This window comes from Clostridium sp. UBA5119, from assembly GCF_002414285.1.
GTDB lineage: Bacteria > Bacillota > Clostridia > Clostridiales > Clostridiaceae > Clostridium_J > Clostridium_J sulfidigenes.
Genome location: NZ_DHYX01000030.1, coordinates 22668 through 29657, shown reverse-complemented (window position 1 = coordinate 29657; position 6990 = coordinate 22668). Strand labels below are relative to the sequence as shown.

General features: G+C 30.1%; 7 protein-coding genes. All 7 read left to right on the top strand.

Features of this window, described 5'->3' with window-relative positions:
- The coding region (locus B2671_RS03670; protein WP_346869202.1) for a DUF3794 and LysM peptidoglycan-binding domain-containing protein at positions 1–633 on the top strand (633 nt) is incomplete at its 5' end.
- 184 nt (positions 634–817) lie between these two features.
- Entirely contained in the window at positions 818–1660 is an 843-nt protein-coding gene (ispE, locus tag B2671_RS03665; RefSeq protein ID WP_346869201.1) for a 4-(cytidine 5'-diphospho)-2-C-methyl-D-erythritol kinase, read from the top strand.
- A gap of 282 nt (positions 1661–1942) precedes the next feature.
- Entirely contained in the window at positions 1943–2143 is a 201-nt protein-coding gene (locus tag B2671_RS03660; RefSeq protein ID WP_346869200.1) for a CLC_0170 family protein, read from the top strand.
- Between the two features lie 64 nt (positions 2144–2207).
- Positions 2208–3692 carry a spore germination protein gene (locus B2671_RS03655; protein WP_346869199.1) on the top strand — a complete coding sequence of 495 codons (1485 nt, stop codon included), beginning with the start codon at positions 2208–2210 and terminating at the stop codon, positions 3690–3692.
- Between the two features lie 28 nt (positions 3693–3720).
- The gene (locus tag B2671_RS03650; RefSeq protein WP_346869198.1) at positions 3721–4821 is read left to right on the top strand and encodes an endospore germination permease; all 1101 of its coding nucleotides are present in this window, start codon (positions 3721–3723) and stop codon (positions 4819–4821) included.
- The gene (locus tag B2671_RS03645) at positions 4811–5989 is read left to right on the top strand and encodes a Ger(x)C family spore germination protein (protein ID WP_346869197.1); all 1179 of its coding nucleotides are present in this window, start codon (positions 4811–4813) and stop codon (positions 5987–5989) included. Before B2671_RS03650 ends, B2671_RS03645 begins: the two co-directional genes overlap by 11 nt.
- A 113-nt stretch (positions 5990–6102) precedes the next feature.
- Positions 6103–6834 carry a stage II sporulation protein R gene (spoIIR, locus tag B2671_RS03640; RefSeq protein WP_346869196.1) on the top strand — a complete coding sequence of 244 codons (732 nt, stop codon included), beginning with the start codon at positions 6103–6105 and terminating at the stop codon, positions 6832–6834.
- Positions 6835–6990: the final 156 nt, after the last annotated feature.

The following is a 6990-nucleotide window of genomic DNA, read 5'->3' as shown; positions in this document are numbered from 1 at the left end:
TTAAACATGGATATTAAAGAAAATAATATTAATGTGATACAAGGTCATGGATATACTGAAAGTTTGGTTAAAGGAGATATTGATGTAAAGAATGATGATTTAAAACCAATTAAAGTTATAATGACTACAGGAAATGTATCTATTACTGATAAAAATATTAAAAATGATAAGATAGAAATTGAAGGATTATTAAAGGTTGATGTTTTATATTCAACTGAGGATGAAGAGCAGTATTTAGTTACTGTAGAGGATGAGATTCCTTTTAGTTGCAAGGTTGATATAGCTGGAACAAATCCAAATATGCAAGCAAATGCTAATATATCTCTAGAGATGATAGAGGGAAGTTTAGAAGCTGGAAATGTATCTATTAGAGCCATTGTTAAAGTTCATTGTAAGGTATATTACAATATTAAAAATAAATTTGTTGTTAACATGGCAATTAATGATGGTGAAGTTCCAGAGAAAAAAGCAAGTATAATAATATATGTAGTTCAGCCAGAGGATACTCTTTGGAGCATAGCTAAGAAATACTTGACTACAGTTGATGAAATTATGAATATTAATGAATTAGCTGAAGGGGAAGAAGTTAAGCCATCTCAGAAATTAATTATACCAGGAAGAGCTACAGTTTAAAGATTTTAAATTAGATATAGCATAATCTAATATTTTTATTAAATAGAAATGCCATGAAGTGTAGCATTAGCTCTATATTTCATGGTATTTTATTTTGCTAAGCTGAGTATCACACTTATAAATAGAGTTCTTGACGTAAAGGATAAAAAGGATTATTCTCATTTGTAGTGAGGTGTATGAATAGATGAAGGTAAAAGCTTATGGTAAAGTAAATATAGTCCTTGATATTATTGGGAAAAGAGAAGATGGATATCATCTTTTAAGGATGATTATGCAAACTGTTAATATATATGATGAATTAACTTTTAATAAAGGAGCAGAAGGAATACATATTACAAGTAATAAGGAGTTTGTCCCTACAGATAATAAAAATCTTGTATATAAAGCAATAGAGTTATTTTGTGATACCTATGGCATAAAAAGAGAGATGGAAGTTCATATTGAAAAGAATATTCCTGTAGAAGCTGGTATGGCAGGAGGAAGTACTGATGCAGCAGCAGCTTTAAGAGCTATGAGGGATATATATAGGCCAAATGTTAGTAATGAAGAGCTTAGATTACTTGGAGTTAAACTGGGAGCAGATGTACCATATTGTATAGAAGGGGGAACGGCTCTTTGTGAAGGGATTGGAGAAGTTATAACTCCCCTTAAGGATTTTAAAGATAAACTAATGGTAGTTGTTAAGCCAAATTTTGGGGTATCTACAGTGGATACTTATAAGGGTTTTAAGCTTAATGAGGTAAAGGTTCATCCAGATGTGGAAGGTGTTATAAAAGCTATGGCTAGGGATGATGTTAAATATGTAGCTGATAATATGATGAATTTACTAGAGCTTGTAACAATAAAGGACCATAAGGAAATTGAGGATATAAAGGGCTTTATGTGCAAAGAAGGCGCACTAGGAGCAATGATGAGTGGAAGTGGACCTACTGTTTTTGGTTTTTTTAATGACATTAATAAAGCAAATCAGTGTGCGGATAGGTTACGGGATAAGTATAAAGAGGTTTTTGTTACAAGAACCATCTAGAATTTCTTTAGTAAAATAATAGCCCTAATATAATTAGAGATAAGAGAGTAATTCAAGGAGAATTGCACTCTTATTTTTTCGTTAAATTAGATTTTAAGAAGGTTAAAGGTTTATGCTAAGAATTCTATTAGTAAGCTTCAGTGTGAGCAAAGACTCCCTTTGAAGCAAAGAACTCTGTTTATGAATATAAACTTTATATTAAGGTAAAACTAGGTTTGCATGAAATTGTTAAGGCTCTAGATAACTGATTAATTAAAATATAAATTTGAAGGATGATAATTTATGATGAGACTTTTAATTGAAAGATTTGATATATACCTAGTAATACTAATATTAGTATCTGGGTATATGATGGTAGGTAGCGACGTAAGGTATTTTTCAAGAGAGGATAAGCATAAAGCTAAAAAACAAAGCTTAGTAATTGGGATAGCTATGATGTTAGTTGTGGTTGGAATGTTTATTCTGAGAGGAATCGTTATCTAAAATAATAGATACAGAAGAAATTAGATTTTTAATTTTGTGGCACTGAAGGGAAGGAGATATCTATATGAAGGATCAAATTCGTGAACATATTTCTAATAGCACAAGAGAGAATATGGATTATCTTAAGAAATTATTTAAAGATACATCCGACATGGTATTTAGGGAATTTAAGTTTGGAGATATCCTTTGTGGAGTCATATATATAGATGGTATGGCAGATAAGGAATTATTAAATGATTTTTTACTTGAACCTATGATGAAGATGAGTGGAGATGTAACTGATTCTAATGAAATAAAAGATAGGATTATAGCTATATCTGATATGAGAGAAGTTAATAAGTTAAGTGATGGAATTACTGCAATATTATCAGGTGAAAGTTTAGTTTTAATTGATAACCTACAAGGAGCATTAGTGGTAGCTAATAGAGCTTGGCCTAATCGTGGAGTTGGTGAACCTTCAGGAGAAACTGTAATACGTGGATCTAGAGAAGGTTTTACAGAAACTATTAGGTTTAATACAGCACTTCTTAGAAGAAGAATTAGGGATGTAGGCCTTAAAATTGAGGGAAGACAATGTGGTGTTAGATCTAAAACCGATATGGCTATAGTATACATAGATGACATAGTAAATACTGATGTATTAGAAGAATTGAAGGAAAGATTAGATAGAATTGATATTGATGCAATTTTAGATAGTGGTTATGTTGAACAATTTATTGAAGATAATGATAGAACTCCATTTCCTCAAGTACAAAGTACTGAAAGACCAGATGTGGTAGCTGCTGCTTTATATGAAGGAAGAATAGGAATAATTGTAGATGGATCACCTTTTGCATTAATTGTTCCAGCGGTGTTAGTGGATTTCTTTCAATCACCAGATGATTACTATACAAGTTGGATAAGTGGAAGTATGGTAAGGTTCATCAGAATTGTAGGAATACTGGTATCTTTAGTTTTACCTGCTTTGTATGTAGCTGTAACCACATTTCACACAGACTTAATTCCTACAAAACTAGCATATGCTATAGCTTCATCTAGAGAGGGAGTACCCTTTGCTGCCTATGTAGAGGTATTACTCATGGAAGCTAGTTTAGCTTTTCTAGTTGAAGCTATTATAAAATTACCGAAACCAGTTGGTTCTACTATTGGTATAGTTGGAGGACTTATAATAGGTCAATCGGCTGTAGAGGCGGGACTCGTTAGTCCTATAATGGTCATAGTTTTAGGACTTACAGCAATAACAACATTTTTAATACCTAACTATACAGTAACTTCGGCCTTTACTTATTTTAGAATAATGATTATTATTCTAGCAGCAGTCTTTGGTTTGTATGGAATAATGCTAGGTATTATATTCTTAATAATTCATTTGACGAGAATAAAAAGTTTTGGAATACCATACCTTGCTCCAGCAGTAGATTTAATTTGGAGTGATTTAAAAGACCTATATGTAAGAATGCCACTTAAAGTCTTTAAAGATAGGCCACATTTCTTAAAACCACGAGATGAAGTAAGACAAAAAACTAAAAGACAAGGTGGTACTAAATAAGGTGTTACCATAGCTGGGAGGTTGAAATATGAAAAATAAAGGATTTATTGAAGAATTTGCACTCTTTGCTAGCTTATCAGTATCCATGATAGGGGTAGGAGTTTTTTATGCTCCCGCTATTGTAGCTAAATATGTAGGAGCGGATAGTTGGATATCTGCAATAATAGCAGGAATTGCAATTTGTTTAATTCTTTTTTGTATATACGAAATAGTTAAAATAAATAAATATAAGGATATTACACCTATATTAAAAGATACCTATGGAGGCGTTTTAGGAACAATAATATCTTTAATATATTCATTGGTGATAATAATTGTATTATCATTTTCTCTTAGGGTATTTTCTGAGGTTATAACCATGTATCTTTTAGTTAATACACCTACTGAAGTAATAATAATAACATTTATATTTATAGGGATGTATTTAAGTCGTGGAGGCCTTGCTAATGTAGTACATTTTAATGAAATAGCCTTCTGGGTTATGTTTTTACCTTTAGCAATAATTTTATTGTTAACTTTACCAGAAGCAAATTTTAAAAATCTTTTACCAATAGGTGCTTCGCCTATTCAAAACTACTTTATATCTAGTTTTGAAATGTTATTTTTGTTTAATGGCTTTTCTATTGCTTTTATTTTGATACCCTATGTAAGAGAAAAAGGAAAAATTGGTCCTATTTTGAGAAGAAGTAGTATTTTTGTAGGTCTGTTCTATGTAATAATATTTATCTTAGTGTCTGCTACTTTATCATCAGTACAAACTGCTGAAAGTATATTCCCAACCATAACAATGCTACAATCTATAAGTTCAAGAAGTGGATTTTTGGAAAAATGGGATGGTTTAGTTATGTCCTTGTGGGTAATATTTTATTTTACATCCTTTGCTAATATATATTACTTTGCTTCTTCCATATTAAAAGAGAGTCTTAATTTAGATGATATTAGAACATCATCTATGATATATGTCCCTATAGTATATTTAGCAGCTATGATACCTAAAAGTATTATAGAAGTTAGAAATTTAAAATTTGGTTACTTAAGAATTGGTTTCATTACAACAATTATAGTTGTGATAGGAATAACTCTATTATTAAGCTATATAAAGAAAAGGAGGATGCAAAGTGAAGAATAAGATAATAAAACTTATTCCTATAATGATAATATCTTTACTTCTTACTGGATGTTGGGATAGTGTAGAGATTGATAGAAAAGCCTTTGTATCTACCATAGCAATAGATGTAGGTGAAGATATTAAAGCTAGAAGTGAAATAATAAATTCTAAGGACAATACATCAAAAGAGAGTATTGAAGAAAATAATACATTAAGAGTTACTTATGGATTTCCAGACATTAGAAATATGGATTCTAAAAAGGGTACTGCTTCAGAACTTTCTATAACGGTAGAAGGGTATTCAATGACGGATACATACTTTAAAGCCCTTGCAAAGAGCAGTAGAACTCTTCACTTTGGACATAGTAAACTATTACTTTTAAGTGAAGACTTATTTAAGTATCCTGAAGTTTTACAAGAAGTAATGGATTATATTGAAAGAGAACCAAGTTTAAATAGAACAATTATGATGACTATAGTTAAAGGGAAGGCCAAGGATTATGTGGAAGTTAAGCCTGTAACTGAAGAAAATATTGATAATTATATTACTAGTCTTATGGGTAACAGTAGTAAAAATGGGACAGTAGCACCTGTAAATTTAACAAAATACATAGATATGGTTAAATCTTATAATTCTAGTGCGTTACCAGTTTTTTCTCTTGAAAATGAAAAAGATATACAGCTTACAGGTATGGCTATTATAAAAGATTTTACCATAAAGGATTATTTGGATAATAATCAGATGACAGATATTCAAATACTTAGAGGAGATATTGGTTCTTGTAGAAAGGCTATAAATAAAGAAGGGCATAATATAGATTACTATATAAAAAATGTAGATAGAGATTTACATATAGACTATGAAGATAATAAATTAAAGCTTAAGTACACCATTGATACAGAAGGTACTTTAAAGGGGTATTATGCTAAAGCAGAATCTTTAGATAGTGAAGTTATAAAGGAGATTGAACAACAATTTAATGAGTCTATGAAAAAGGACTTCCAAGAGCTTATAGATTTTACTAGAAATAATTTAAAAGTAGATGTATTAGATATTGGAAGTGATATTAGAAGGTTTCATAAAGGAATTTGGAATGACGTAAAAGATAACTGGCCAAAGGCTCTTGAAAATGCAGAAATATCTATTGAAGTGAAGAATGATATAAGAAATATAGGGTTATCAAATTAAACATTAAAAGTATGGTGTTCTATAATATTAATAAAATTATTAATAAAAGTGAATATAACTTGTCCATGTGGTAACAATTAAGATATGATTTTAAGTTTTAGGAGGAAGAAACAATGAAAAAAATTATATCTATAGTTGTTACCATATTTTTTATAGTTATACTTTTAGTTAAGATACAGGGAGTTGAAGCAGCTAATTTTATTTCTGAAAATAAGATGTCTGATAATGTTTCAATAGAAGATATATCAGGAAAGTTAATTAGGTTTCACGTTATTGCTAATAGTGATAGCGAGAAAGATCAAAATCTAAAGCTTAAAGTTAGAGATAAAGTTTTAGAATATGTACAACCACTTTTAAAAAACAGTAAAAATATAGAAGAATCGAGAGAGATTTTAAGTAGAGAAAACAAAAAAGTTCTTGAGATAGCGAGAGAAGTTATAAAAGAAAATGGTTATGACTATTCTGTAGAATCTACCCTAGATAAGGAGAATTTTCCTGTTAAAACTTATGGTAATATTACTTTGCCTCAAGGAGAATATGAAGCATATAGAATAATAATTGGAACTGGTGAAGGCCAAAATTGGTGGTGTGTTATGTTTCCTCCTATATGTTTTGTAGATATAACAAAAGGTGAAGTTGCATATGAAGAGACTGAAGAGGAAATGAAAAAAGTTTTAGATGATGAAGAATTCAATATGGTGGATAACACTAATTCAGAAAATGTTAGTAGTGAAAAAATAGAGGAGATTAAAGAAGTTGGTGATGCTTTAGCGGATAATACGGAAGATAATAATATAGTAATAAAATTTAAAATAGAAGATATATTGAAAAATCTGTTTAAATAATATTGAATATGGTAGTGAACATATATAAAATATAAGGAGTATAATTTATTTATGTTCACTATTTAATCCGATGACTAGCAGCTCTAATACTCTCATCTTTTTCAAAGCGGGAGTGTAAGAGCTGCTACGTCCCTGGATAACGATTTCCCCTAAAGG